The organism is Methylovulum miyakonense HT12 (assembly GCF_000384075.1).
Classification (GTDB): Bacteria; Pseudomonadota; Gammaproteobacteria; order Methylococcales; family Methylomonadaceae; genus Methylovulum; species Methylovulum miyakonense.
Genome location: NZ_KB913025.1, coordinates 1894496 through 1920193, shown reverse-complemented (window position 1 = coordinate 1920193; position 25698 = coordinate 1894496). Strand labels below are relative to the sequence as shown.

Genomic DNA, 25698 nt, shown 5'->3' with positions numbered 1-25698 from the left:
TGCCGTCCGTTAATTTTCCAAGCATCGGCCCATTAATAATCGGACAATGTCTTAGGTGGCAGCGCCGCCCGCAAGGCATTCAAGACGGCCAAAACATCAATAATTTCTTGCGCCACCGCGCCCGTGACCGGGCTCAGGTAGCCCAACCCGGCAAACACCATGCCGACTAGGCTCAAGGCCATGCCACCCACCGCGCTTTGCAAGGCAATTTTGCGCATCCTCGCGCCGATGTGGAACAGCTCATCCACTTTGAGCAAAGAACTGTCCATGATCACCGCATCCGCCGCTTCGCCCGTGATGTCACTGTTTTGCCCGAAGGCGATGCCGATGGTCGCGGCGGTCAGCGCGGGCGCGTCATTGATGCCGTCACCCAGAAACACGGTCTTGGCCTTTTGCGTTTCCTCACGGACCAAGGCCAGTTTTTGCTCAGGGCTTTGGCTGAAATAAACGTGCTTGATACCGACTTTTTGGGCCAAATAGCGCACTTCGGATTCCCTATCGCCGGACACCAGCATCACTTTGTCAAACAAGTGGTTGGGTTGCAAATGGTTGATGAACGATGAACTGTCGCTACGCACTTCATCACGGAACTGGAAAGTCGCCGCGTATTGCCCGTCAAGCAAGATGACACATTCCAAACCGCCGCCGGGCGCAGGCAACTCGGCGAGCAAGTCGGGATGCTGTCCGCTAAAGTTTTTGCGGCTCGTGACTTGCACCTGCTGGCCGCTGACCGTGCCTTGCAGGCCCGCACCAGGCAATTCGCAGATGTCCGTCACCTTGAGCAAGGCCAAGCTGGCCGCTTCGGCGGCCTTGAGGATGCTGCCCGCCAAAGGATGCTTGGAATAGCGTTCCAAACTGGCGACCAAGGCCAACACGTCTTGTTGGTTATGGTTTTTGCTGGCCACCACCGCCGTCAACGCAGGCCGCCCATAGGTGAGCGTGCCCGTTTTATCAAAAATGGCGGTACGGCAAGTGCCAATGGTTTCCAGGATCGCCGGATTTTTGATGATGATTTCCCGCCGCGCCGCCAAGGAAATCGAGCTGATAATGGTCACCGGGATACCGATCAGCAAGGGGCAAGGCGTGGCAATGACCAACACCGCCAAAAAACGGATGACTTCGCCGCTATAACCCCAAGCGGCCAATGCCAGAAAAACCGCCAGCGGCGTATACCACGCGCCCAATTGGTCGCCTAACCGGCGGAGATTGGGGCGGTGTTGGTCGGATTCGCGCATGACGGCCATGATTTTGGCGTAACGGGAATCGACCACCAGCTTGTCGGCGCGGATCACCAACAAAGAATCACCGTTAATGGCACCGGACAACACCCTCGAACCACTGATTTTCGACATCAGATATGGCTCCCCGGTCAGGAACGATTCGTCCATGGTGCTGGCCCCTTCCAGCACCGTGCCATCCACCGGACAAATCTCGTGCGGCAACACCGACAAAGTGTCGCCGATGACGACCTGGTCGGTGGCAATGTCCACCAGCAAACCGTCGGCTTTCCGATGCGCGATGGACGGCATCCGGTTGGCCAATGCTTCCAGTACCGACGAGGCCTTGCGCACCGCATAAGCCTCCAGCACCGAGCCACCCGACAGCATCAGCACCACCAACGCCCCTGCCAAATATTCATGCAAGGCCATGGCCGTGACGATGGCGACCCCGGCCAACAAATCAGCGCCCATATTGCCTTGCAAAAGCTTGCTGGCCAGCTGGTAAATCTGGGGGACACCGCCCAATAGCAAAACCGCAAGCAAAGGCAATTCAAGCAAGGTGACGGACAAGCCGAAGCCCCCTTGATGGATTTCCACCGCATCCACCAAAAATGAAGCATGCTCCACCCAGGTATAGGTTTGCTGCTTAATATCAACACCATACCGGAGCAGCAGGTAAGTGGCGATACCTAACAGGCTTAAAATGACAATGTCCTTTTCAAGCCGGGAAGAAGGTAACGATGAGGATTTTGATGCGTTCATGGCGGCTATTCGTCTAATGTTCTTTTACTGCCATGCACCATGGCTTTTGCCAGGTTTTCCTTATGTATAAAACTTTCAACGGCGACCCCGGCAATATGCAAGACGACCAAGACCACCGTCAAATTGGCAAACAGCTCATGCAATTCTTCCCAAAGGTCTTCATTCGCGGGGCCTATGGAGGCTAATGGCCCCGCGCCTTGGTCGGCCCCGTACACGGCAAACCCGGTCAAAACGGTCATAAGCAAACTGGCCAGCAACAACACAATCATTGCCGCACCCGCAGGGTTGTGCCCCAAATAACGCTTAGGCTTTAAGGCCACCACGTCTTTAATATAGGCGATGGATGCCATCGGGCTGCATAAAAAACTGGCGAACCGGGCGTATCGGTTACCGATAAATCCCCAAACCAGACGGAACACGAGCAGGCCAAACACCAGATAGCCGGCCCAGACATGGATATCCAGCAATTCATCTTCGGTCAGGTAAGCGACAAAAAAGCCGATGACCAGCAACCAGTGAAAAACCCTTAAAGGCAAATCCCAAACTTTAGTTAATGTCGGTATGTTCATAGTCAACCCTCATATAAGAATGTGTTTAAAGCAATTTCCAACGGAACCATTTCCATAAGATAAGTAAGTTTTTTGCTTACTATACCCGCACCAAGCGGTAAAAAATATGTTTGGCAATTTCCGCCGTGGCGATATAGGACGCTACGATCAGGCCCAGCAAGCCCAAAAGCGTGGGGGACAAGGGCTGGAACCCTATTAACGTTGCCAGTGGCGTGTACGGCAAAGCCAAGGTCAAGGCGACGACCGCCAGCGTCGCCACCCATAAATATTTTCCGGGCCTGCTTTTGAAAAACGGCTTGCGGCTGCGCACGACAAACACGATCAGCGCGGCGGACACCACCGACTCCAAAAACCAGCCCGTGCGGAACTGCTCGATTGGCACGTCCAACCACAACAGCAAGCCAAAGGTCATATAATCAAAGACCGAGCTGACAATCCCAAAGGTGACCATAAACTTGCGGATGAAGGCGATATCCCAGCGGCGCGGCTGCGAGACCATTTCCTCATCAAGATTATCGGAGGCGATAGTCATTTCAGGGAAATCGGTCAACAAATTGGTCAGCAAAATCTGCTTGGGCAACAGCGGCAGGAACGGCAAAAACAGCGACGCGCCCGCCATGCTGAACATATTGCCGAAATTGGAGCTGGTCGCCATGAACACATATTTTAAGGTGTTGGCGAAGGTGATGCGGCCTTCCTTGACACCGCCGACCAACACTTGCAGGTTCTTTTCCAACAACACGATTTGTGCCGTGTCCTTGGCGACATCGGCGGCGCTATCGACCGAAATGCCGACATCGGCGGCATGTAAGGCCGACACATCGTTGATGCCATCACCCATGTAACCCACGACGAAGCCCGCTTTTTTCAGCGCGATGATGATGCGCTCTTTCTGGTTGGGTTCGATTTCGGCGAATAGATTGACTTCGGCGACGCGGCTCATCAAGGCCGGCCCGCTCATTTGGGCAATTTCCGGGCCGGTAAGGATGTGGCTGCCACCCAGCCCCAATTGTTTGCTGACAGTTTCCGCCACCAGCCAGTTGTCGCCCGTGATGATTTTCAGCGTCACACCCAGCTGCCGCAATTGCCCGATAGTCTCGAGGCAATCGGCTTTCGGCGGATCGAAAAACGTCAGGAAACCTAAAAAGCGCAAGCCGGTTTCGTCGTGGTTGCCTATGCCCGTTTGCAAAGCGTCCATGGGTTTATAAGCCAACCCCAAGGTGCGCAAACCCTGGCGGCTATAATCCTGGAATTTTTGCTGGATACTGTCTTGCACATCGGCAATCGCCACCAGGCTGCCGTCGGGGTTTTCCAAGTGGCTGCACACGGCGAGGATATTAGTTAAGGCGCCTTTGCTGATCAACAATGTCGTTCCTTGATCTACCACCAGCATGCTCAAGCGCTTGCGGTAAAAATCGTAAGGGATTTCGTCCAATTTCCGGCTGTTGCCTAGGTCAAAGCTTTTATATTCCCTGATGGCCGTGTCAATGGGATTGTTAAAGCCAGCTTCATAAACGGCGTTCAGGTACATATAACGGCAAATGCGTTCAGAGCTGTTGCCTAGCACATCGAAAGCCCCCTGCACCTGCACTTTGCCTTCGGTCAATGTCCCGGTTTTGTCCGAACACAACACATTCATGCTGCCCAGGTTTTCGATGGAAGCCAATTGCTTGACGATGACTTTCTGCGCCGCCATACGCCTGGCCCCGTGGGCGAGATTGACGCTGATGATGGCGGGCAACAGTTGCGGCGTCAGCCCCACCGCCAAGGCCAGCGCAAACAGGAAGGAATCCATCACCGGCTTATGCAAATAGACGTTGACGGCGAAAATGATCATCACCAGTATCAGGGTCACTTCCATCAGCAAATAACCAAAGCGCCTGACGCCGCGTTCAAATTCGGTTTCCGGCGCCTTAAGTTTGAGCCGCCCTGAAAGCTTGCCAAATTCGGTGGCCTGTCCGGTTGCGGCAACCAAGGCATCCGCGCTGCCGCTCTCGACATGTGTCCCCATCCACACCGCATTGTTGCGTTGCGCCAATGGCGTATCGGCTGCCAACACCCCAGGGATTTTTTCCGCCGGATAACTTTCGCCAGTCAACGCGGCCTCATCGACAAACAAATTGGCCGTTTTCAACAACAAGCAATCCGCCGGCACAATATCGCCCGCATTGAGCACAATCACATCGCCGACCACCAACTCGTCGGCGGGCAATTCCGTTTCCACCCCGTCCCGCATCACCGCGACTTTGATCTCGACAATCGCGAGCAATTGTTCCACCGCATCGGCCGCGCCTTTTTCCTGCCAAAAACCCAGCAAACCGCTGATCAGGACTATCGTCAGGATAATGCTGGCATCGACATGGTCATGCAAATAAAACGAAATGCCCGTCGCAAACAACAATAGCAGAATGATGGAGCTTTTAAACTGCGCCAGCAGCAAGCCCCAAGAACCCGTTTGTTTTTTGCCGTTCAGCCGGTTAGCGCCATCGCGTTTTAAGCGTGCAATGGCTTCACGCTGCGATAAGCCCTGCCCTGTGCTGTTAAGCTGTGCGAGGCATTCCTTAATGGGCTGGTGCCAAAAAGGCTTGGGGCTTGTGGATTTATCTGTCTGGAGATTCATTGTTGCCCTTATTTAGTTTAGCGATTGGCCATCACCGTTCCTGTGCCATCCATTAGGTGCCCATAGTTGATTTTATAAACATCCTTACCCACTTGCCTTGTTGGGAAGGGGATGTGGCTTTATCCGGCAGCCCTTTAGACCTTACTTACTGATGTTACGCAGATATTTTCTGCGGTTCGAAGTAAATATGAAGAGTCGCTATTGCGACGGTTTATTTAATCGGGTTCTCGCACCCGAAAGCGAGATACTTTCTTTTGCTCCGCCAAAAGAAAGTATCCAAAGAAAAGGCGGCCCGGTTGCCGCTGATGTCTTGCGCTCCTCGCATTTGTCGGGGGGAGGCAGAATGGGCTTCCTGCCCATCTGCCTCCGTGCGGCATCCTTGCCGCACCCCTTTATGCCCTATGGGTATTCGGGCTATTCCCGTCAAATACTGCGGTGCTCGACGCGGCAAACGGGATAAAAACCACGTTACTGCGTAACGTCAATTACTTAAAAACTACGCACAACGCTTTTAAAGCACACCCTTAACTTTAAAAGTTTACAAATAAAACTCAAGCTCCCGGATCTTTTCCTCCAACCGTTTCAAAACCCCTTTCCCGTCCCTCACCCCGTCCATAGCTTCAAAAACGGATGGGCCGCCCCCCAACAATTCCCAACGCGCCAGTTTATTTTTTAACTGCTGTTGTCCGTTAACGCTGAAGTGGTAGCGGCCTAATAACTCATTTAGCCCTTGCGGCCCAGTGACCGCCAAGGATGCGGACAATTTATCCACTTGCCCTAGCACTTGCACAATAACCCCGATATGGGCGGCCAGCATTTCGCTGGCGGCTTGCGCGGTGACTTGCGCAGCCGAATGGTTTTCGTTGTCGGAAACGACCTTTAAAGCCTGTATCAGTTCGCCGGTGGTAAAACGCGCGGCGGTTTCATAAAACGCGGACGCCTCCATATCGCACAGTTCGTCATGGCGATAGGCCAACTGCGGCTTCGCGTAGGTCTGGATGCTGGTGGCCGCACAGGGCGGTTTGAAGACTATCGGCGGATAGTGGCATTTCTGGCTATCGGCATCGGTGATTTTATTGGCCAAAAACACGCTGCCCAAAGGATGATACTTGTGCCCTGCTATACCGGCATTCAGCATCACGGGATAAGCCGGTTCCGCAAACAAGGCCTGGGTGTAGGCAATGCCCGCCGCCATTGCGCTTTTGCCGATTCCGGTTACAGTAAGGCAGATGTTTTCACGTCTGAAAACGGCAAAGGCTTGGACACGCAAGTCTTTTTTCAGGCGGAAATGCCCGATCAGTGGCTGGGCTTCACAAGGCAAAGCCGTGTATATAAAAATGGGTTGCTGCATGTGATGTGGTGTTTGTTGGCCATGAGGTTAACCATCCTGGAGGAATGGCAAAAATGTTCACAACGACCTTACCGATTATTTTTACTTATACGCATCTTTTCAATGTGTTTGAATTGGCGGTGTTTCTCTGCGCCATTTTTGGTTTGGTGTACGTTTACACGCCCGAACCACAACAAACCTTGCAAGACCGGGCAAAAAAAGACTGGTATAAGTTTTTGCAATCGGCTTGGCTTGGCGAATTGGCATTATGGCGGGCGTTCTGGCCATTTTTCCTGTTCATTAATGCCGTCCTGTTTTACGCCGATTACCGGATCGCCAATGTGACGTACACCATAGCCAGTTGGAAAACCGTGCATGGCATGGTGTTCTTACCGATTATCTGGTGGACGGTGTCGGTTTGGCGTTGCTCAACCCATACCCGCTACAAAATCAACGGCGCGGCGGCACGCACCCTAACCATGTTCCTGTTCTTGGAACTGGCATTGCGTTTTTTCATCAGCAGCCAATTGCCTAGCACCCTGTTCGATTGCCGTTTGTTGATCATGCAATATGGCGATTGCCTATGAACCCGGTGTTGATGCCCTGTCCGTTAGCTGCTGATGGACGGATACTGGCGTTACTTTAAAACAATAATATGTATTTAATTAGTAAACAATTACAACTATATTAAAATAATTTGTTACAATTTGACGCATAATTGCACCTCATTGATACACTTCCGTCGCTTCCACCCATCCTTTTATTAACGGCATAAGCCCTAAGGCTAAGAAAAACCTTAGATAAATCAAGCCATTTCCTTGGAAAAGCCATATAAACAAGGCAAATCCCAAGCTATGGCATATCCTTTGCTGCATTAAAACCAAACACTTCATTCAAGCACACCAATCAGGATGGCTTGCCCGACGTACACGGCTTGCTGCCTGCGTCATACGCCTGTCACCCGATCCTTTTATGCTGCCCCTGTCTTGAATGACCGCATCCGTCTTAATGGAGGAAATGCCAATGTTAGATTTAATGACTTTCTTGGACGATTATAACTGGCCTACCGCTTTGTCAGCCGAAGGCGCCTTTGCCATCCTGCTGGTTTTTTTCGGCCTTTTTTCCTGGCTAGAACGTCTCTTCCCACATAAAAAGTGGCCTGAACGCCTGCTGCGCAAATCATTGATGACGAACATCAGCCTATTTGCCGTCAATAACACGCTGATGTCAATCTTGTCAGTATCGGCGTTATTCCTGCTCGCCCAACAACACGCCCAACAAGGCCTGTTGCATTCAATAGAAAACCCTGCCTACCAGTTTTTCGTTTCGTTGTTGGCGTTGGATTTATTGTTATATGTTTGGCACAGGCTGTGCCATCGTTTTGATGCCCTATGGCTGTTCCATCGGGTGCATCACAATGACCCTTATTTAAACACATCGACAGCGTTTAGGATCCACATGCTGGAACTGTTGGTCACCAACCTGTTGAAAGCCGCATACGTCGTTTTACTTGGCGTTGACCAGCTTATGATGCTAGTCAACGAGATAGTGGTCATGCTATTTACGTTGTTCCACCACACCAATATTGCTTTTGCCGGCGAAAAACTGCTTAGTAAAGCGCTTATTGTGCCTTTTTTACACCGGGCCCACCACTCCACCGAACGTCATGAGCATGACAGCAATTACGGCGCGGTGTTTTCCATTTGGGATAGGGTGTTCGGCACACTGAATGAACGCAAACCATTGGCAATCGGCATTAACGGCAACTCACCACAGGAGCTGATCAATTTGCTAAAACTGGGCTTTAACTTACCAACGCCAACATCTAAAGGGCACCCCATCCCTGCCGAGTTAGAATACATGATTGCCGAAGCGGCTTATTACCGTGCTGAAAAACGCAATTTTTCCCCTGGTTATGAATTGCTGGATTGGCTGGAAGCCAAAAATGACATTTTCAGGCAACTCCATAGCGATGGCGCCACCAACCAGAAACCACAGGCAAAATACGGTTTGCTCGTATTGGGCTAACCCTAACGACCAACTCATGGCATGGCTTTGGCTAAAACCCGAGGCCATGCCTTGCCCCGCCTCCCTAAGCATCAATACTGCCGGCTAATCGTGGGAGCCGGATAGCCAAGCCTCCGTATAAGCACATCCTTAACCCGCTTACCAAGACTTACCCTTGGGGCATGCCAAATTTCCTGCGATTATCACCGCCTTTTTATTACAACGGTAATCCAGCGCATAAGCAAAAACTGTAATAAGATAGCCTTTGTTTTAACCTTCTTGGAGGCCAGCCTAATGCGCCGTCTTATACTGATGATTCTTATGACTTTCCCTTTATCCACGCTGGCTGTGGATGAAGCCCCGCCCAAGCTTGAAAACCTTCCGGACGTCCCGGAACCTCCCGAACAAGTGCAAAATGGCGAAAATATGGAACCGGAAATCACCATTTTGCGTAGCGGCAAAAAAATCATCCAGGAATATCGCCGGGGTGGGCGGATTTACATGGTCAAAATCGTCCCTGACATTGGCCCGGCGTATTACTTCCTCGACACCAATGGCGATGGCTTGTTTGATGCCCGTAATAGCGACCCGGACAGGGGCAGCCATGTCAACATGTGGAAAATATTGGAATGGGATTAATAGGCCTGAGCATGCCTGCTGGTTTGCGCTAGCCCCCTCCGGCAAACGGCCACATTGACAGCCCCCAGATGCCCGGCTAAGCTTTTTAGCAACCCATCCCCTTAGCCAAGGCCATCCAATTTTCCTGATACGCCCGAATAAAATTAGACCTCCATGCACAACGCCATCAACCAACTCCTAGCTTCAGCAAACCAGATCATCCTCGGCAAAGACCATAAGATCCGCTTGGCGGTCTGCTGCCTATTGGCACGCGGACATTTGCTGATTGAAGATATTCCTGGTGTGGGCAAAACCACCTTGGCGCACACCTTAGCAAAACTGCTGGGCTTGCATTATCAACGCATCCAATTCACTAGCGACATATTGCCTGCCGACATCCTCGGCACGTCCGTGTTTGATAGCGCCAACAACAGCTTCAAATTCCATCCGGGCCCCGTTTTTAACCAAATGGTCTTGGCCGATGAAGTCAACCGCGCCACGCCCAAAGCCCAAAGCGCCTTGCTGGAGGCCATGGAAGAGCAACAAGTGACGGTGGAAGGCAAAACCTATCCTTTGCCCAATCCATTTTTCGTTATCGCCACCCAAAACCCGTCGCACCAGATCGGCACTTTTCCCCTGCCGGAATCCCAGCTTGACCGTTTTTTGATGCGCATTGAATTGGGTTATCCCGACTATGCCGCCGAACGCGCTTTACTGGCCGGGCAAAACCGCCAGCATTTGCTGGAATCGCTGGATGTGCAATTGCCGCCGCAACAACTGCATGCCATCCAACAAGCCGTGACCAACATCCATGTCTCGCCTGCCTTGCTGGATTATTGCCAAGCCCTGATCAGCTATACCCGCACATCGCCCGAATACACTTATGGCCTATCGCCAAGAGGCGGCCTGGCCTTATTACGTGCCGCCAAAGCCTGGGCTTATATCAACCAACGCGACGCCGTTATCCCGGAAGATGTGCAAGCCGTTCTTGCCGCCGTTGCCGGACACCGTTTGCGGGCAGGCAACAACCACTCCGAAGCCATCGTCGCACCGCTATTAGAAAAGGTGGCCATCCATTGACCAGCCTAACCGAGCGCGTCAAAGCCCACCGTTTTTTTGCCGGGGAAAAAGCCACCGAAAACCAACCGATGCCCTTGACACACCGGCGCATTTTTATTCTGCCGACCCAGCGCGGCCTTGGTTTTGCCGTCCTTATCATCTTATTGTTTCTGATCGCCTTCGTTTATAACAACAACCTGGCGTATTTATTGACCTTCCTGATCGCCAGTATTTTTTTTATCACCATTACGCACAGCTTTAAGTCGTTGAGCGGGCTGATTGTCCAACCAGGCCAAAGCAAACCCGTATTTGCAGGGACTGCCGCAGGCTTTGATATTCATCTCGACAACCCCAACAGCACCCCGCGCCAGCATTTACAGATCACCCTTGAAAGCACCGAAAGCCTGACCCTGGCCGCACAAAGCAAAACCACGGTCACCCTGTATTCGGCAACACACAAGCGCGGTTGGCATGAGGCCGGAAAAGTGACCATTGCCAGCTCTTATCCTTTGGGTTTGTTCCGCGCTTGGTCACCCATACGCTTTAACCTGAAGGTGCTGGTTTATCCCAAACCCGCCACGCAAAGCAGCCCCTTCCCTGAGTCTTCAGCGGGTGAAATCCAGCAAGGCTTTAGCAAAAAAGGCGCGGATGATTTTTATGGCATGCAGGAATATCAGCCGGGCGACCCCATCAAGCATATCCACTGGAAGGCCTATGCAAAAGGTCTGGGGCTGTACAGCAAACAATACGGCGGTGGCAATTCCGCACAAATCTGGTTAGATTACGGGCAAACCAGTGGCAATGACACGGAAGCCCGCCTAAGCCAGTTGTGCCGCTGGGTCATTGAAGCGGATCAGGCCGGGCTGAGTTATGGCTTTATCTTGCCTGGATTGAGATTGCCGCCAGACAGCGGGGTGGCGCATACGCAAAAATGCTTGGAAGCGTTGGCGTTGTTTTAACCCTTTGCCTTTATGGCGCCGCCTATTTTTAGCTGTTCCCATGCCCAAACTTGCGGGTTAGCAAACACAATGGCCAACCAAATACTTACACCTACAACCCCAAAGACCCCGCAATGACAGCAAGCCCCAACCAAAACGTGCTGATTTTTTTACTCACGTCCATCGCGCTGATTGTCCTTCCGCATTTCTACCATCTGCCCATCAGTATTTTCGGCTTTTTTTACCTGCTGTTAGGTTGGCGCTTGGCAGGTTTATGGAAACCTGCCTGGCTGCCGAACCGCTGGCTGGTGTTTCTGTTGACCATCATCGGGCTAAGTTTGATTTATTTGCAGCACCAGGGCATTTTCGGGCGTGATGCGGGGACGCACCTGTTCATTATCGCGCTGGGCTTGAAACTGATGGAAATCAAAACCGAGCGCGACCTGTACCTGATCACTTTTCTGGCGTTTATCGTCGCCGCATCACAGTTTTTATACGAACAAAGCCTGTTGATGGCGGGCTATATTTTGATGGTGTGCTGCACCCTGATCGCCACACTGGTCAGCATCAACAGCCGCAACCCTGAACCTTGGCTGGCATTAAAAACCGCAAGCACCATAATCCTGCAAGCCTTACCCTTAGCCATTGTCTTATTCATCCTGTTTCCCCGTGTCGAAGCCCCACGCTGGATGCTGCTCAATGACCGCCAACAAGCCCGCATGGGCTTGAGCGACAGCATGGAACCCGGCTCCATTTCCGAACTCGGCGTATCCACGGAACTGGCTTTCCGCGTGAAATTTACCGGGGCGATGCCGCCACCCGCACAACGCTATTGGCGCGGGCCCGTGTTGACGCAAACGGATGGCAAACGCTGGATCCCATCGCCGCACCATGGCCTTGAAGCGTACATGGATAAACCCGTGACCACCGGGACGCCTTATCAATACACCTTATTGATGGAACCGCAGAATAAAAATTGGGTGTTCGCGCTTGATTTGCCCATTGAATTTACCGAACCACTGGAACGCAACGCCAATTACCAATTAATCACTTCCGCCAACCCCGATAAACGCTCGGAATATAAAATCACGTCGTTTCCGCATTACAATACGGGCTACATCACCCGTGTCGAATACAAAGACGCGACGCAATTGCCGGACACACCGTCCGCTGAAATAAACGCCTTGGTCACCCAATTGCACGGTTTCGACCAACCGCCCGAACAATTCATCAAAGCCCTGCTAAGCCATTTCCGCACCGAAGACTTCCATTACACACTAACCCCGCCAGTGATGGAAGATAAACCCATAGAAACGTTTTTGTTCAAAACCCGCTACGGTTTTTGTAGCCATTACGCATCCGCTTTCGTTTACCTGATGCGGGTTGCACATATCCCCGCCCGTGTCGTGACAGGCTATCAAGGCGGGGAATTCAACCCTGTCGGCCAGTTTCTGGAAATCCACCAATACGATGCCCATGCGTGGACGGAAGTGTGGCTGGAAGGCAAAGGTTGGATGCGCATCGACCCGACCGCCGCCGTCGCCCCTGAACGCATCGAGAAAAACATTAATGTTGACGCTTTGGCGACTGGCGAAACCATCCAATTTGCTACTGAAGGAGGCAATCAGAATGCCTTTGCCTGGTTAACACAAGCGCGGCAGTTGTGGAGCAATGTCGATTACAACTGGCAACGCTGGGTCATCAACTACAACCGCAGCAACCAGCAAAAATTCCTGGCAAACTTCGGAATCGGCGACATCAAAACCATGATGTACTGGATGATAGCCATCCTCAGCGGCATTAGCGCAATACTCAGTTTTTTCCTGCTCTATCAAAAACCCAAAACCACCGACCAAGCTTTGCGGCATTACCAGCGGTTCTGCCGCCACCTCGCCAAGCACGGGCTCATCCGGAACCCAAGCGAAGGCGAAACGGCTTTCGCCGAACGCATAAAAGCCACCCTGCCCCAACTTGCCCAACCCGCCCAACACATCACGGATATTTTTATCCGCTTGCGATATGGCAGGGCTAGCCATGATGAAGATTTAAGGCTGTTAGGAAAAAGCGTTAAGGAATTCACACAAGAAAACCCGCTCAAAAAACACTGAAAAGGCATCCCGCCCCAATGCCCTAGCTCTGCCGTAAGGAAACGGTTATGTGTTTAGCCCCGCCAATAGCGCCTTGATCTCCGGCACACAAGAGCCGCAATTCGTCCCCGCCTTTAAACACTTGCCAACCTCCTGTGGGGTTTTCAAGGCCAATTCCTTTATCGCATCACAAATTGTTTTTTCCCCGACATTAAAACAGGCGCAGACTATCGCGCCGACATCGGCAACGCCTATCGGCGGTTTTCCGGTCAGCAGCGCGAGCCGTTCTTGTTGGCCCAAGCCATCCTTCGCAAACAGGCTGGCCAGCCAATTGCGTTCGGGCAGGTTGATATGGGAAGCGATAAACACAATGCTGTCCAAATGCCCGTCATTAAAGCGGGCGGCACGGTAGTTGCCGTTGTGGCTATCTTGGTATTCCTGCCATTGCACTTCCCCGCCATCACCCAGTTGGGTTGTTGCCCAATCCTGCCAGGTTTCCGGCAATTGCCGGCCTGCCAATTCGTAGCGGTAAAACTGCTCGCCTTTGACCTTCACCCAATAATCAGAGCCAGTGATCGCCAGTTCCCGCCGCGACAAAATGAACCCGTACCAAGCCATAGGGCAAGGCCTGATGCGCACGGGCGTGTGCTTGCATTCCGGCTGTTTGGAAACCGGGTCGACCACCGGGTTCACTAACGCGCCCATACGCCCGTCGCTGGCGTATTGCCCTGTCCAGTGCATCGGCACGAACACATTGCCACGTATTTGGCTGTCGGTGATTTGCACCCGCGCCGTCATACTGCCCCAGCGGGTTTCGAGGCTTGCCAAACTGTTTTGTGGCAATTGGTAGGCGGCCGCATCGTCAGGATGCACTTCCACAAACGGCTCCGGCTTATGCTGGTTGAGTTTGCTGGCGAGGGCGGTGCGGGTCATGGTGTGCCATTGGTCGCGCAAACGCCCGGTGTTCAAAATCAGCGGATAATCGGCGTCCGGCAGGTTGACGGGCGGCCTGGGGGTGATGGCGATAAATTGGGCTTTGCCGGAGGGGGTGAAATAGCGTCCATCGCTAAACAGCCGCGCCGTGCCGTGCGGGTGTTGCGCATTCACAGGCCATTGCACGGGTTGGAAACTGTCGTATCCGGCCAGGCTAAGGTCGGCAAAGGCGGAAATGTCAAAATCGCGGCCGCCATTATTTTCAAAACCGGACAAAGCCGCGTGCTCGCGGAAAATCTCCACCGGATGTTGGAACGCGAACGCCTCGGCATAGCCCATGCGCCGGGCGACTTGGCAGATGATCCACCAATCGGGCTTGGCGTTGCCCGCACCATTGAACAGGCTGCGTTGGCGGGAAATGCGCCGTTCGGAGTTGGTCACCGTGCCGTTTTTCTCGCTCCAGCCTTGCGCGGGCAACAGCACATGCGCGAAGGCGGCGGTGTCGGTGTTGGCGATGCAATCGGACACCACGACAAAATCACAGTTTTGCAGGGCTTGTTTGACCTTGTCGGCATTGGGCAAGCTGACCACCGGATTGGTGCCCATAATCCACACGGCTTTGACCTTGCCCTCATAAACCGCATCAAACAAAGCCACAGCCGGCAAGCCGCCTTGTTCCGGGATATTGCCGGTTTGCCAAAAACGCGCCACGCGGTCAATATCGCCTGGGGTGGCGAAATCCATGTGCGCCGCCAGTTGGTGCGATAAGCCGCCGACTTCACGCCCGCCCATGGCGTTAGGCTGCCCGGTCAGGGAAAACGGCCCCATGCCCGGTTTGCCGATGCGCCCGGTCGCCAAATGGCAGTTGATGATGCTGTTCACCTTATCTGTACCGCTGGTCGATTGGTTGACGCCTTGGCTGTACAAGCTCATGGCTTTTTCGGTGCTGGTGAACCAGTCGTAAAATTGCTGCACATCGGTGGCGGAGAGTCGGCAGTATTCGGCGACTTGTTGCACATCGCCCGCTAGGCTTGCTGCGATGAGGGCGGCTTCAAAGCCTTCGGTGTGGTTGTCGATGAAGTCGGAGTCAATGTAGGTTGGGGTGAGTGTGCGAACCCCAACAGAGGACGTATTATTGTCGGGGTTCGCACACTCACCCTTTATGCCTCCAAGGGTGCAACCTACCAAATAATTCAACAAGCCATTAAACAAAATCGTGTCACTGCCCGCCGCCAACGGCAAATGCAAATCGGCAATATCGCAAGTGGAGGTGCGGCGCGGGTCGATGACGACGATTTTCAAGTTGGGGTTGGCTTCCTTGGCGGCGCGGATGCGCTGGAAACTGACCGGATGGCACCACGCGGTGTTCGAGCCGATCAGGACGATCAAATCCGCCAATTCATAATCTTCATAACAGCCGGGTACGGCATCCGCCCCAAACGCACGTTTATGCCCCGCCACCGACGACGACATGCACAAACGGCTGTTGGTGTCGATATTGGCGTTGCCGATAAAGCCCTTCATCAGCTTGTTGGCGACGTAATAATCTTCCGTCAACAACTGCCCCGAACCGTAAATGGCGACGCTATCCTTGCCGTGTGAGGCCATCGTGTCCAGCAAGGTGTTGGCGACCAAATCCAGCGCGTCTTCCCAACTGGCTGGTTGGCCGTGGATATGCGGTTCCAGCAAACGGCCTTGTAACTCAACCGTCTCGCCCAACGCCGAACCCTTGGAACATAACCTGCCAAAATTGGCGGGATGGGTTTTGTCGCCTTTAATCTGGACTTGGCGGTTTTCGGCACCGACCGTGGCGGTAACGCCGCAGCCTACGCCGCAGTAAGGGCAAGTGGTTTGGATGGTTTGGGTCATAGGTGGGGTTTTATTGGTTGGGGCTTTGTTTCAGAAGCCATGCTCATTTCCAAGTATCGTAGGATGGGCTGTACCCAAAGGGCATAAAAGGTACGAAGCCCATCAATCCTAGCAGTCGATGATGGGCTTCCTTGCGTCAGCCCATCCTACCGTACTCCAATCCTGTTCCTGCGCTTGGGGTTGCTCGCGTCCATCGGACATAAAATCGTCAGAAAATTGGCTCATAGAAGCAAACCACGATTCCCAGCTGGTTTTGGCAACAATTTTGGCGGGTTTTTCAGTTAAAAAGGTGACAGCTACCGCAACGGCTTGGTCGGTTGTTACATTTTCTTCCAAGGTGATGTGACCATTTTCGTAAATTCCTTTGATGGCGAGTAGGGACATGGTGATGCTCCGAGAATTGGTGTGTTGATTGGGTCGTTTTCATTGTTGTCACGCAGAATGAGCTATTTTGAGTAAGGTTTCGTTATTGGGCAGAAGTTTTACCACTCTCTGTTCAAGTGCCTCTACATTCAAAATATTGGCCCCTACTGTATAGGCGTAAGCCGCGCTGGCAAAATATTGGCACCTAATGTATAGGCGTAAGCCGCGCTGGGCTGAAATTGGATTTCCACATCATCAAATACTCCAATTTTTGAAATCGTTTTTGTGGTCACAAGAAGCTCATTTATTCCATTGTTCTTTGCATAACTTATAACACCTTTTAACAGCCTTGAATCCGAACAAGGCTGGTCTGACCATTTCACTTCCACACACCAAACTGATTTTAGTGTGGCAAAATCAAGCCAAACAATATCCACTTCACCTGTGTTCCATCGGGCATAATGTAAGTTATCAATATTGTCACTATGAGACCATTGGCTAAAAATGGCGGTCTCTGTCAATGCGCCCATTGCTTGATGTCCGTCATCAACCGGACCAAACAATGCCGCCCGCATTGATGGATTAGTCAAATACACTTTAAATGTGGTTGCCCGCTTAAATGTTTTTGATGAAAAATCAACACGGTTGACTATTTTTATCAAGAATGCCGCTTCCAAATATTCGATATATTTTTTTATCGTATTCTTAGATACACCGGATGATTTCGATAAGTTGTCTAAGGTAATTTCATTGCCCGTGTTGTACGCGATAGTGGTAAACAATTTGTTCAACTCTTGAACATCGCTGATTCCATAGAGGCTAGGTAAGTCCCTCAGCAACACTTTGTCAATGATGTCACTTTTGATGTATCTGGCACTGTCATGTTGGATGAGGTTTGAAAACACCGCTTCAGGGTAACCGCCAAAATTTAAGTAATTAATAAATTCTTTATTCAATTCGATGATATTTTTGGTATTCCAGAAACCTTGTTGAGTAGAAGGGGTGATTAATTCATCAGTTTTGTCAATAAACGCCAGATACTCTGCAAATGTTAGCGGCGGCAATAAAAAATCGGTAAAACGCCCTGCTCCTGATTCACGGCTTTTGAGTTTCAACGCGGCGGCTGCCGAGCCTGTGGCGATGAATTTATAAGCCGGGTACGAATCGACCAGCGATTTTAAATGCACTTCCCAACCTGCCAGATACTGTATTTCATCAAAGATGATGAATAAGTTGCCATCCCTTTTATGTCCGAATTCACTTTGGAACAGATTGACGATTTTTTCCAAAGAAAGCCCCGTGTATAAAGGGGTTTCCAATGACACATATAAAATTTGCGTGGGCGCAACCCCTCCGTTGAGCAATCCGTCTACTGTGTGGTAAATCATCACCGTTTTGCCCACCCGCCTTGGCCCCATCAGCACAGCAGCCCGGTTGATGGACGATTCCTTAACTAGCTTAAAAAAGGACTCGAAGTAAAAGCGTCGTGGGTAATCTTGATAACGCTTTTCTATACCGCCTGTTTCCCACCAAGGATTATCAAAATGCAGGCGGTTTTTTATTTCTGTTTGCGAGATGGTTAGCATTTTTCTTCCATTAAGATCAATTGATTTATCTTAATGATAATTTTTTGTCAATTAAAGTCAATTAATTGATCTTAACTTACTGTTTGCTTCTCAGATCGAAGCTAGGGCTTCTGATACTTGGGTTTCAAAACCGGATTTTGGGAGTCAGCGTAAACAGCTAACAGGGTTCAAAATAATTAAAGCTAAACAATGCTCCGCGTATCCCGGCGGTCAGCCAACCGCATCAAAACCCCACCAACAAAAAATCCACCGCACCAACAATTTCATCCCGATAGCTGCCAAGATTACCAATAGCTTTGCCCAATTCCTTTCTCGGTATACCAGCAAGCTGCGGGGTAAGCAGCAAGTAACTTTCCCCGTCAATTTCCAAACAAGGCGTAAGCCGCGTCATGCCGCGTGTCGGTATTCCGGCTGGACATAGTGGGATAACCACGGTGCTTGCCAGATCGCCCAGCAAATCGCTTTGCACATCTAACAAGTAAGGAACCAAGCCCTTGGTTTTGGGATTGCGGTTTTCGTGCAAGTCGAATTGAGGCATCAGAAACTCCGCAAATCATCGGCGAACGTGCCATGTTCCTCAACGTAACGGTTGTATTCAGTGATTGCTGCTTGGTTCTCGGCAAGCCATGCGGCACCTTGTTTTTGCCGGACCAGCTCGACCAGTTTTTGCTCCAGTGCGGCGGACAGATTAATGTCCAGTTCTTTGGCTTTTTTTAGCAAATCGCTGTTGACGGTGACATTAGTGGGTTTTTTAGTGGCGGATAAATCATATAAGGCTTGCATGGTGAATTTCCTGTGAGTTAATTATGCGGGTTATTTATGCGCATAATTATATCTGGTTTTTCCCAAAAATCATCCCTTCCCGCATCCCGGCAATATCCTCACCTTTTTCCAACAACTCCTGATACCAAGACCCATCCGCCGTATCGCCATACAAAACCGCGCCAACCAACTTGCCCGCCTTAATCACCAGCTTTTTATAAATCCCCAAGGCCGCGTCGGTGAAATGGATGGTTTCACTGTGCGCATCACCCAAAAAATCACCCACTGAAAATAAATTGATGCCTGTCACTTTTAACTTGGTGGACGTGGGCAGGGTGATGTATTGCGCCACGCCGTGGGCGCTGAGATGGTTGGCGCAAACTTTCGCCTGTTCAAACAAGGGGGCGACCAAACCAAACGTGTCGCCGCGGTGCTGGATGCATTCGCCGACCGCGTAAATGCTGGGATCGTAGCTTTGCAAGGTGTCGTTGACGACGATGCCGCGTTCACAATACAGGCCGGATGCTTGCGCCAGCGCAATGTTGGGGCGCACGCCGACGGTGGTGACGAACAAATCGCAGGGTAATTGGCTACCGTCGGCAAAGGTCACGGAACGGACATGCCCGTTGTCATCGCCCAATAAAGCTTGGGTTTTGGCCGCCATTTTGAACTGGATGCCGCGTTGTTCCAAAGCCGCTTGCAAGAGCTTGGCGGCGGGTTTGTCCAGTTGCCGATTGAGCAGGATGCCATTGTTATGGATCACGGTCACGTCCATGCCGCGTTGCGCCAGGCCGTTGGCCGCTTCGAGACCCAGCAAGCCGCCGCCCAACACCACGGCCTTATTATGGCTTCGGCTATAGGCCAGCATGGTTTCAACATCAACAATGTCACGGAAACTGACCACGCCATCCAAACCGTTGCCGGGGATGTCCGGTCTGACGGCGTTCGATCCGGTGGCGATCAATAGGCGGTCATAGGCGGCGACCGTGCCGTCTTGAGCGTGGACTTGTTTGCGGGTGCGGTCTATGCGCACCACGGCTTTATGCTCCCCGGCATGTAGGCAAATGCCATTGTCGGCGTACCATTCGCGGTCATTGATGACGATGTCGGCGAGTTTTTTTTCGCCGCACAGCACCGATGACAGCAAGATACGGTTGTAATTGCCGTGGGGTTCGGCACCGAAGACTGTGATGTTGTATTTGTCCGGCGCGGCGGCGAGCAACTCTTCCACGGTGCGTATCCCCGCCATGCCGTTACCGATGACGACCAAGCGTTTTTTCACGTCAGTTCCCTTCAGTCCAAGTCAGGGATGGTCATCATCCCTTCCGCCACCAGCACCGCTTCACCGCCGACCCGGATCGTCAGGTTCTCCAAGCGCTTATGGTCCATTTCCAAATGCAGGACACTACGGCGGTTTTTGTCTTCGCCACGGTCTACAGAAAAGGTGTAAGTCCCTTTCTGCATGAAATCGAAAGAACACAAATAAGCCGCAAACGCGGGCATGGCGCTACCGACGGGCGGGTCTTCGTGGATGCCGATACGCGAACCGAGCAGACGGGTGTGGAAATTAGCATCTGGATGTAGGGTTTTGGGCGAGAACAGCAAAATTTCTTGGGCGGCGGTTTGCGGTGCGCTGGATTGGCTCCATGTGAGGTAATTAAACCGCGCTTTCCTGACGGTTTCGTAATTGAACACGGGGACGATCAAATACGGGAAACCGCAGGACACCAGCCGCGCCGAGTATTTTTTGGTGTCAAACTCGGATGGCTGTAGCGATAAAAAACCCGCCAGCTCTTCCGTGGTCGGCGCGAAGCGGTCAACAACTGGCGCTAGCTTGCGGGTAAATTGCACCAATGTCGGTTTGCCGTCTTGGGCGGAAATGTTCACTTCGACATCCCCGGCATTTTGCTCGAACACCAAGGGGGTGACTGCGCCCGTCAGTTCAATGTCACCGATGTCCGCCAACACATACGCCGTGGCGATTATCGGATGCCCGGCAAAATCAATTTCCCGTTGCGGCGAGAACACCCGCATCACCCGTTTGCCCGTGAGCTTGTCGCGTTTCTTGACGAACACGGTTTCTGACAAATTCAGCTCGCAGGCAATCTTCTGCATTTGCTGCCGGCTCAAGGCATCCGCATAAGGGAAAACCGCTATTTGCGCACCGCTAAATATCTGCCGCGTAAAGACATCGGCGATGTAATAGTGATATTTCATGATGCTTGCCCCGTGATGCCGACATAGACCCGATGGTTGTCTATCCGCACGGGATAAACGCGTATTTGCACCGTGCCGTCTTCCAGGCAAACACCGGTTTCCAAATTAAAATGCTGCTTATACAAAGGCGATGCGACCATGGCTTGCCCGCCAATATCGCCAATCAGCCCGCGCGACAGCACATTGGCCTGCCCGAAAGGGTCGAAGTTTTGCACCGCATACACAGACCCGGTGGCGGGCATGTAAAACAGGGCGACTTGCTGGCCTTGAACCAGTACGCACACGCCGGAATTAGGTTGCAGGTCTTCCACTGCGCAGGCATCAAACCAAACCATCACGCCACCTCCACGAGCTTAAAGTGTTTGCGCTCGTCGGCATTAGCTGGGCGGATCTGCCCGCGCTCCTCAACGAACACCACATTGTCGTCGGCTTGGTCGCTGTTGATAAAGTGGCGGAAGCGTTTCAGCTTGTCTTCGTTTTCTATCGTGGTCTTCCATTCACATTGGTAGGTGTCGACGACACGGGCCATTTGTTGCTCCAGTTCGTCGCACAACCCCAGTTTGTCAGCTATCACGACTGATTTGAGATAATCCAAACCGCCTTCCATGTTTTCCATCCATACCGAGGTGCGTTGCAGGCGGTCGGCGGTGCGGACATAAAAAATCAGGAAGCGGTCGATGTATTTGATTAAAGTTTCCTTGTCCAAGCCCGTCGCGAACAAATCCGCATGGCGGGGTTTCATGCCGCCATTGCCGCAGACGTACAAGCTCCAGCCGTTTTCGGTGGCGATCACCCCGACATCCTTGCCTTGCGCCTCCGCGCATTCACGGGTGCAGCCGGATACGGCGAACTTGATTTTGTGCGGGGAACGCAAGCCTTTGTAACGGTTTTCCAACTCTATCGCGAGGCCGACCGAATCATCAACGCCGTAGCGGCACCAAGTGCTGCCGACACAGGATTTCACGGTGCGCAAGGATTTGCCGTACGCGTGGCCGGTTTCAAACCCGGCGGCTATCAGCTCTTTCCAGATCGCGGGCAATTGCTCCAATCTCGCACCGAACAAATCAATGCGCTGGCCGCCCGTGATTTTGGTGTAGAGATGGTATTTTTTGCCCACTTGGCCCATCGCAATCAGCATGTCGGGGCTGATTTCGCCGCCCGGGATGCGCGGCACGACCGAGTAAGTGCCGTCCTTTTGCATGTTGGCCAGGAAAGTGTCGTTGGTGTCCTGCAAGCCCAAATGCTCTTGCTTGAGGATGTAATCGTTCCAATGCGAGGCCAAAATCGAGCCGACCGCAGGTTTGCAAATCTCGCAGCCGTGGCCTTTGCCATGCTTTGCCAGCAATTCGTCAAAAGTCCTGATTTCGCCGATGCGGACGAGGTTGTACAAATCCTGGCGCGTGTAGGCGAAATGCTCGCAGAGGTCGGTGTTGACTTCGTAGCCGTGTTTGGCAAGCTCGCAGTTCAACACCGATTTGAGCAAGGGCACACAACCGCCGCAGCCCGTTCCGGCTTTGGTTTCGGCTTTCAGGGCGTTCACTGTGGTGCAGCCCGCCTCAATCGCCGAACAAATGGCGCCTTTGCTGACCTCGTAACAGGAACAGATCTGAGCGGTGGCGGGTAGAGCATCCGGCCCCAAGCCAGCCGGTTCACCGGACAGACGCGGCAAGATCAGCGAATCGGGGTTCTCTGGTAATTCGATACCGTTTTGGCAATACTGCAATAGCGTGCCGTATTCGTTGGCGTCACCGACCAGCACCGCACCCAGCAAACGTTTGTTGTCTTCGCTGACAACCAAACGCTTGTACACCTCGCTCGCGCCGTTTTGATAAGTGAAAACCATCGCACCTTGGGTACGGGCGTGTGCATCGCCGATACTGGCGACGTCCACGCCCATCAGTTTCAGCTTGGTGCTCATGTCCGCGCCCGTGAAGCTGGCTTCGCCGCCCGTCAACCCGGCGATGACGGTACGCGCCATCGCATAGCCGGGCGCGACTAGCCCGAAAATCATGCCGTTCCACAAGGCGCATTCGCCGATGGCGTAAATGTCCGGGTCAGAGGTTTGGCATTGGTTGTTGATGACGATGCCGCCGCGTTGGCCGATTTCCAAACCACAGCTACGGGCAATATCGTCACGCGGACGGATACCTGCCGAAAACAACACGACATCGGTTTCCAATTCCTCGCCATCGGCAAAACACATTTTGTTGACGCAAGTGTCGCCGTCCACGATTTGGCTGGTATTTTTGTTGGTATGCACGGTCACGCCCAAGGCTTCGATTTTGCGCCGCAGCACCGCGCCGCCCGCTTCGTCAATCTGCACCGCCATCAGACGCGGGGCGAATTCGACAACGTGCGTTTCCAAACCCAAATCTTTCAGCGCCTTAGCCGCTTCCAAACCCAGCAGGCCGCCGCCGACCACCGTGCCGATTTTGCCGGTTTTTGCCGCCGCCGTCATCGCTTCCAAGTCTTCTATGGTGCGGTAAACCAAGCAGTTTTTGCGCTCATGCCCAGGCACGGGCGGCACGAATGGGTAGGATCCGGTCGCCAGCACCAGTTTGTCATATTGCACCGCCACACCCTTTGCCGAAGTGACGGTTTTCGCTTCGCGGTCTATCGTCACGGCGCGGTCGCCCAGATGGATCGTGATGCCGTGATTTGCAAAAAAGCCATCTTCAACGAGCGATAAGTCCTCGGCGGTTTTGCCGGAGAAAAATTCCGACAAATGCACACGGTCGTATGCCGGGCGCGGTTCTTCGCAAAAAGTCACAATGTTATATTGGCCGTTCGCAGCGGCAACCAGCCCCGCCAGAAAATTTTGGCCGACCATACCGTTACCGATGACCACTAATGTTTGTTTCATAACAACCTCGATGGGTTTAACAAATTCGGGCAAAAAAAAAGGTGTCTTCGCGCATAAGCTTGGCTTACGCGCAAAAGACACCTTTGTCTGGTTGGTTCAACTTCGAACCGTAATTGATGGCTCCTGCTTTGGAGTTTGCAAACGATATAGCAATTGCCGTGCCTGACCCTTTCGAATACAGACGGGCAATACCAAAGCCTTTGTAAACAATGGCTTTAAGGTTAGCGTAATCCGAAGGAAGAAGTGGATGCTGGTATGCCGGATTCGGATTTTTGCACTAAAAAAGTGCAATCCGTGTGGTTTCCGTGCGAAATTGGGGAGCTTATGGGGAGCGGTTGAATTTAATGGCGCGCAGGTTTTTAGGCGGGGCGTGAAATGCAGACCTAGTGCCCGTCATTGATTTTTTGTCGGGCCAATCTAAACCCGGGCGGACGGTTGTCCGCCTTTTTTATGGCTTGCCAACATCCGCAGCAATCAGGCTAGCAACCGCCCGCTCCTACGAAAATAAGTCTGGCAACTCAGCATTGGCTGAGCACTAGGTTTGTGCTCCCGTTTGATTTTTAAAATACCGGAAAACGTTGGCGGCGGGTATACATTAAAACCATAGCCTTTTTAAATCTTGGCAATGACGGAAGCCACTGGCTCTTCCTGCGGATTAGGCCGGTCCAGATCGGAATAGCCCCCTTCCTCAACCCAAACCCAGTCGTTAAGCCCTAAGGCCAAGAAGCGTTCATGGATGCGCCGGTCATATTTCCAGCGCACGTAGCGGACATGGCGCTGGATGTCCTGGTTCCTGACCCGCTGCGTGTTGGCCCCGCCTTCGATATATTGCAAATACCCCAGCACCGGAACCCTCACCATGGCCGTATGCAGGAAGGTGCGGACCAGCAACTCAAAATCGTCGGCGACATGCAGGAAACGGTTATGGCCACCGATTGCCGTATAACAATCACGGGTCCAGGCGCGGACATGGTTGGGCGCGGCGACCAGGTGGCGGATGGTTTTCGGGTTGATGTTCGGGGCGTTGACAACTTTCAAGCAATGCCCGCGGTACCATTCGTCCCGGTAGCTGCCATAACCAAACCCCCAACCTTCGCCGTAAACCAATGGCTTTAATTGGCTATCAACTTCACTGAAATCCGAGTAAAAAAAGCCCGCGTCAGGATGGTTGCGGTAAGCCGTGACTAGGGCTTGCAAAATGCTTGGCGTCAGCTCGTCATCATGGTCTAGCTCGACCAGCAAATCACCTCGGGACAGGGCGCAGGCCATGTATTTGACCTCGCCGATAATGCCGGAATGTTGGTCAGGTTTGAACGGGCGGATGCGGTGGTCTTGGGCGGCGTAGGTTTGGACCATACGGTAAGTCTCGCCGTCATCGTCGCTGTCATCAACGACGATCCATTCCCAATTGGGGTAAGTTTGCCCCAGCAAGGAACGGAACGCCCGTTCGAAACGTGGCCCCGTTTTGTAAGTGGGCGTGAACACCGAGACCAAAGGCTGTTCGTCGCGTTTGTCCAAGCACATGGACAGGTAGCAATAAAAAGCCTGGCTACCCACTTTCGCCAGATCATGGGTATCGGGGTAATGCAGCCAGCGGCGGCGGATTTCAAACGGCGCGGCCATCAGTTTGGGGAAAGCGTGTAGATCGCCAAAACTGACAATGACGTGCGGCGCATGTTCGATGAGGACTTTTTCCAGTTGGCTGTCATCGCTGAAACAATGGCAACTTAAGGCCGTGGTTTCGTTGGCGGTTTCCACAGGGGCGGAACGCAATTCCAGGCCAGTTGCCCCAAAGATGCAGACGGTAGGGAGTTTGTTGCTCATGTGTCCAGTGTTTCGTAGTGGGGATTACGGAGATGCCCAAGAGCCGTCCATGTCCCTTGGCAATTCATCAG

Annotated in this window: 20 protein-coding genes; 6 read left to right on the top strand and 14 right to left on the bottom strand. The window is 52.5% G+C overall.

What is annotated here, in order from left to right:
* Nucleotides 1-32: 32 nt before the first annotated feature.
* The 4 genes from METMI_RS0109960 to METMI_RS0109945 form a co-directional block, all read right to left on the bottom strand.
* Nucleotides 33-1982 carry a heavy metal translocating P-type ATPase gene (locus METMI_RS0109960; protein WP_019866142.1) on the bottom strand — a complete coding sequence of 650 codons (1950 nt, stop codon included), beginning with the start codon at nt 1980-1982 and terminating at the stop codon, nt 33-35.
* A 5-nt stretch (nt 1983-1987) separates the two neighbouring features.
* On the bottom strand, nt 1988-2551 hold the full coding sequence (locus METMI_RS0109955) for a cytochrome b/b6 domain-containing protein (RefSeq protein ID WP_019866141.1): 564 nt from the start codon (nt 2549-2551) through the stop codon (nt 1988-1990).
* A 79-nt stretch (nt 2552-2630) separates the two neighbouring features.
* Nucleotides 2631-5171, bottom strand: coding sequence for a magnesium-translocating P-type ATPase (mgtA, locus tag METMI_RS0109950; protein ID WP_019866140.1), 2541 nt, complete (start codon nt 5169-5171; stop codon nt 2631-2633).
* Between the two features lie 538 nt (nt 5172-5709).
* A complete protein-coding gene (locus METMI_RS0109945; protein WP_019866139.1) occupies nt 5710-6522 on the bottom strand; it encodes a nucleoside phosphorylase-I family protein in 813 nt (270 codons plus the stop codon).
* 53 nt (nt 6523-6575) lie between these two features.
* On the opposite strand from METMI_RS0109945, the gene METMI_RS0109940 reads away from it, so the two are divergent.
* The 6 genes from METMI_RS0109940 to METMI_RS0109910 all read left to right on the top strand — a co-directional run bounded on the left by METMI_RS0109940 (nt 6576) and on the right by METMI_RS0109910 (nt 13231).
* Nucleotides 6576-7088, top strand: a complete 513-nt coding sequence (locus METMI_RS0109940) for a hypothetical protein (protein WP_019866138.1) — start codon at nt 6576-6578, stop codon at nt 7086-7088.
* A gap of 436 nt (nt 7089-7524) precedes the next feature.
* On the top strand, nt 7525-8529 hold the full coding sequence (locus tag METMI_RS0109930) for a sterol desaturase family protein (RefSeq protein ID WP_019866136.1): 1005 nt from the start codon (nt 7525-7527) through the stop codon (nt 8527-8529).
* 300 nt (nt 8530-8829) lie between these two features.
* On the top strand, nt 8830-9147 hold the full coding sequence (locus tag METMI_RS0109925) for a DUF2782 domain-containing protein (protein ID WP_019866135.1): 318 nt from the start codon (nt 8830-8832) through the stop codon (nt 9145-9147).
* Between the two features lie 153 nt (nt 9148-9300).
* Nucleotides 9301-10206, top strand: coding sequence for an AAA family ATPase (locus METMI_RS0109920; RefSeq protein WP_019866134.1), 906 nt, complete (start codon nt 9301-9303; stop codon nt 10204-10206).
* Nucleotides 10203-11144 carry a DUF58 domain-containing protein gene (locus METMI_RS0109915; RefSeq protein WP_019866133.1) on the top strand — a complete coding sequence of 314 codons (942 nt, stop codon included), beginning with the start codon at nt 10203-10205 and terminating at the stop codon, nt 11142-11144. The genes METMI_RS0109920 and METMI_RS0109915 overlap by 4 nt, the downstream gene beginning before the upstream one ends.
* A 113-nt stretch (nt 11145-11257) precedes the next feature.
* Entirely contained in the window at nt 11258-13231 is a 1974-nt protein-coding gene (locus tag METMI_RS0109910; protein WP_040573006.1) for a transglutaminase TgpA family protein, read from the top strand.
* Nucleotides 13232-13276: 45 nt separating this feature from the next.
* Here METMI_RS0109910 and METMI_RS0109905 read toward each other — a convergent pair whose 3' ends face one another.
* From METMI_RS0109905 to METMI_RS23625, 10 genes are all read right to left on the bottom strand, one after another.
* Nucleotides 13277-16012: a nitrate reductase gene (locus METMI_RS0109905; protein WP_019866131.1), complete on the bottom strand. Its 2736-nt coding sequence runs from the start codon at nt 16010-16012 to the stop codon at nt 13277-13279.
* Nucleotides 16013-16120: 108 nt separating this feature from the next.
* Nucleotides 16121-16396 carry an antitoxin gene (locus METMI_RS23635; RefSeq protein WP_019866130.1) on the bottom strand — a complete coding sequence of 92 codons (276 nt, stop codon included), beginning with the start codon at nt 16394-16396 and terminating at the stop codon, nt 16121-16123.
* Between the two features lie 143 nt (nt 16397-16539).
* On the bottom strand, nt 16540-17961 hold the full coding sequence (locus METMI_RS0109895; RefSeq protein ID WP_019866129.1) for an ATP-binding protein: 1422 nt from the start codon (nt 17959-17961) through the stop codon (nt 16540-16542).
* A 223-nt stretch (nt 17962-18184) separates the two neighbouring features.
* Entirely contained in the window at nt 18185-18499 is a 315-nt protein-coding gene (locus METMI_RS0109890; RefSeq protein WP_019866128.1) for a CcdB family protein, read from the bottom strand.
* Nucleotides 18499-18744 carry a type II toxin-antitoxin system CcdA family antitoxin gene (locus METMI_RS0109885; protein WP_019866127.1) on the bottom strand — a complete coding sequence of 82 codons (246 nt, stop codon included), beginning with the start codon at nt 18742-18744 and terminating at the stop codon, nt 18499-18501. Before METMI_RS0109885 ends, METMI_RS0109890 begins: the two co-directional genes overlap by 1 nt.
* A 46-nt stretch (nt 18745-18790) precedes the next feature.
* Nucleotides 18791-20005 (bottom strand): NAD(P)/FAD-dependent oxidoreductase, encoded by a 1215-nt coding sequence (locus tag METMI_RS23630; RefSeq protein WP_019866126.1) that lies wholly within the window; start codon nt 20003-20005, stop codon nt 18791-18793.
* An 11-nt stretch (nt 20006-20016) separates the two neighbouring features.
* Entirely contained in the window at nt 20017-20940 is a 924-nt protein-coding gene (locus METMI_RS0109875) for a PhzF family phenazine biosynthesis protein (protein WP_019866125.1), read from the bottom strand.
* Complete coding sequence (gene nirD / locus METMI_RS0109870) at nt 20937-21275, bottom strand: nitrite reductase small subunit NirD (RefSeq protein ID WP_019866124.1); 339 nt, start codon at nt 21273-21275, stop codon at nt 20937-20939. Before nirD ends, METMI_RS0109875 begins: the two co-directional genes overlap by 4 nt.
* On the bottom strand, nt 21275-23803 hold the full coding sequence (gene nirB / locus METMI_RS0109865) for a nitrite reductase large subunit NirB (RefSeq protein ID WP_029151594.1): 2529 nt from the start codon (nt 23801-23803) through the stop codon (nt 21275-21277). Before nirB ends, nirD begins: the two co-directional genes overlap by 1 nt.
* A 612-nt stretch (nt 23804-24415) precedes the next feature.
* Nucleotides 24416-25627, bottom strand: coding sequence for a glycosyltransferase (locus METMI_RS23625; RefSeq protein ID WP_019866122.1), 1212 nt, complete (start codon nt 25625-25627; stop codon nt 24416-24418).
* Nucleotides 25628-25698 lie beyond the last annotated feature (71 nt).

Bases quoted from the DNA above. Each gene is read 5' to 3' on its own strand.
- METMI_RS0109960 (WP_019866142.1), bottom strand. From the start codon at position 1,982: ATGAACGCATCAAAATCCTCATCGTTACCTTCTTCCCGGCTTGAAAAG.
- METMI_RS0109955 (WP_019866141.1), bottom strand. From the start codon at position 2,551: ATGAACATACCGACATTAACTAAAGTTTGGGATTTGCCTTTAAGGGTT.
- mgtA (WP_019866140.1), bottom strand. From the start codon at position 5,171: ATGAATCTCCAGACAGATAAATCCACAAGCCCCAAGCCTTTTTGGCAC.
- METMI_RS0109945 (WP_019866139.1), bottom strand. From the start codon at position 6,522: ATGCAGCAACCCATTTTTATATACACGGCTTTGCCTTGTGAAGCCCAG.
- METMI_RS0109940 (WP_019866138.1), top strand. From the start codon at position 6,576: ATGTTCACAACGACCTTACCGATTATTTTTACTTATACGCATCTTTTC.
- METMI_RS0109930 (WP_019866136.1), top strand. From the start codon at position 7,525: ATGTTAGATTTAATGACTTTCTTGGACGATTATAACTGGCCTACCGCT.
- METMI_RS0109925 (WP_019866135.1), top strand. From the start codon at position 8,830: ATGACTTTCCCTTTATCCACGCTGGCTGTGGATGAAGCCCCGCCCAAG.
- METMI_RS0109920 (WP_019866134.1), top strand. From the start codon at position 9,301: ATGCACAACGCCATCAACCAACTCCTAGCTTCAGCAAACCAGATCATC.
- METMI_RS0109910 (WP_040573006.1), top strand. From the start codon at position 11,258: ATGACAGCAAGCCCCAACCAAAACGTGCTGATTTTTTTACTCACGTCC.
- METMI_RS0109905 (WP_019866131.1), bottom strand. From the start codon at position 16,012: ATGACCCAAACCATCCAAACCACTTGCCCTTACTGCGGCGTAGGCTGC.
- METMI_RS23635 (WP_019866130.1), bottom strand. From the start codon at position 16,396: ATGTCCCTACTCGCCATCAAAGGAATTTACGAAAATGGTCACATCACC.
- METMI_RS0109895 (WP_019866129.1), bottom strand. From the start codon at position 17,961: ATGCTAACCATCTCGCAAACAGAAATAAAAAACCGCCTGCATTTTGAT.
- METMI_RS0109890 (WP_019866128.1), bottom strand. From the start codon at position 18,499: ATGCCTCAATTCGACTTGCACGAAAACCGCAATCCCAAAACCAAGGGC.
- METMI_RS0109885 (WP_019866127.1), bottom strand. From the start codon at position 18,744: ATGCAAGCCTTATATGATTTATCCGCCACTAAAAAACCCACTAATGTC.
- METMI_RS0109875 (WP_019866125.1), bottom strand. From the start codon at position 20,940: ATGAAATATCACTATTACATCGCCGATGTCTTTACGCGGCAGATATTT.
- nirD (WP_019866124.1), bottom strand. From the start codon at position 21,275: ATGGTTTGGTTTGATGCCTGCGCAGTGGAAGACCTGCAACCTAATTCC.
- nirB (WP_029151594.1), bottom strand. From the start codon at position 23,803: ATGAAACAAACATTAGTGGTCATCGGTAACGGTATGGTCGGCCAAAAT.
- METMI_RS23625 (WP_019866122.1), bottom strand. From the start codon at position 25,627: ATGAGCAACAAACTCCCTACCGTCTGCATCTTTGGGGCAACTGGCCTG.